Source organism: Priestia sp. P5_B4, assembly GCF_056400385.1.
Window position 1 is genome coordinate 1 of the sequence record NZ_JBFULJ010000756.1, and the last position, 1,860, is coordinate 1,860.

Genomic DNA, 1,860 nt, shown 5'->3' on the forward strand with positions numbered 1-1,860 from the left:
AACTTAGGAAGAGTAAATCCTTCTAAAGCCTGGTTTTTTGTTATCTTTAAAAGACGTTTTTCTTCAATGACTTTATAGAGATGATGACATTGTTCTGTTGTTCTTGTGTCATTCCACAAAATGGCGTTACGTAATAGGTTATAGTTTTCATCCAGCAGCACAAGGCCATGCATTTGTCCAGAATAACTAATTCCTTCTATATCTTCGGGTTTTATATTAGCGTTAGCAATTAATTCACTTAAAGCACTAGCCGTCTGCTGAACCCATTCTTCTGGATTCTGTTCGCTATACCCTGTTTTTTCATGAAGGAGAGGATAATCCTTAGAAACCACAGCGCAAATCTTGCCTTTTGTATCAACTAAAACCGTTTTTACGGCGCTTGTTCCTAGATCAATTCCAATTACATATTTCATCTTAATACCTCCGCGTTTATAAACGAGAGTAGAAATCGTTTCTACTCTCGTTTGTTTTTAAACTTCCAAAATATATTGATTTAAAATAGCCTTTAATCGTTCTTGTCTTCCTGATTTATTCATAATATTCGGATTTTTAAACGCGTACTGCTCCAGTGTATGGAAGTTAGCTTTTCCTTCCACAATCTCAAGCCCAATTCCCTCTTTAAAGCTGCTGTAGCGCTCGTTGATAACATTTTCGAAAACACGATCTTCTACTAATTTATGTGCTACTTTCAATCCTCGAGCAAACGCATCCATTCCTGCTACATGAGCATAGAGTAAATCGTCTTGTTCAAAAGAACCTCTGCGTACTTTGGCATCAAAGTTTAATCCTCCGCTTCCCAGCCCTCCATTTTGCAGGATTTCATACATTGCTAGCGTTGTAGAATATAAATCCGTTGGGAATTCATCTGTATCCCAGCCTAAAAGAGGGTCACCTTGGTTTGCATCCACTGATCCTAAGAAGCCTTGTACTCTAGCTACTCGTAATTCGTGTTCAAATGTATGCCCAGCTAACGTTGCGTGGTTAGCTTCTAGATTAAGTTTGAAGTATTTATCTAATCCGTATTGTCTTAAAAATGAAATAGTTGTTGCTGCATCGGTATCATACTGATGTGTCGTAGGCTCTTTAGGTTTAGGTTCAATTAAAAACTGCCCCGTATATCCAATTTCGGTTGCGTAATCTACAGCCATATGCATAAATCTAGCTAAGTTATCTAACTCTAACTGTAAATTTGTGTTAAGCAGTGTTTCATATCCCTCACGGCCGCCCCAGAATACATAATTTTCTGCSCCTAATTCTTTTGCTGTTTCAAGCCCCTTTTTTACTTGAGCCGCCGCATAAGCAAATACATCTGCATTACAAGAAGTAGCTGCACCATGAACGAACCGGGGATTTGTAAACATATTCGCTGTGTTCCATAATAACTTTACGTTACTTGTTTGCATATATTCTTTGATCATAGTGACGATAACATCAAGATTTTTATTTGTTTCTTGCAACGTACTGCCCTCAGGAGCAATGTCTCGATCATGAAATGCGAAGAATGGAACATTTAATGTTTCAAAAAGTTGAAAAGCTGCCTCAACTCTAGCTTTTGCTAAATCCATTCCATCATATCTATCCCAAGATCTTTGCATAGTAGCTGCACCAAAAGGATCCGTACCATCTGCTGTAAACGTGTGCCAGTAAGCAACAGAAAAACGCAGCTGATCTTTCATTGTTTTACCGCCTACTACTTCTTCAGGATTATAGTATTTAAAAGCTAAAGAATTTTTAGAATCTTTACCTTCGTATAAAACTTTGTTTGCGCTTTCAAAATAATTAATTTTATTAGTACTAGTTTGGACCATTTGTCATTTCCCCCTTCGATTTAAGTGAACAAGTTTATCCATTAACTATCTT

2 protein-coding genes are annotated in these 1,860 nt (G+C 37.2%); both read right to left on the reverse strand.

Translation table 11 applies throughout. The features are described 5' to 3' along the window. Positions 1 to 413, reverse strand: a 413-nt coding sequence (locus tag AC1DRF_RS25590; RefSeq protein ID WP_477742027.1) for an FGGY family carbohydrate kinase, incomplete at its 3' end; no start/stop codon positions are given. Positions 414 to 470: 57 nt separating this feature from the next. Then, entirely contained in the window at positions 471 to 1,808 is a 1,338-nt protein-coding gene (gene xylA / locus AC1DRF_RS25595) for a xylose isomerase (RefSeq protein ID WP_477742028.1), read from the reverse strand. Positions 1,809 to 1,860 lie beyond the last annotated feature (52 nt).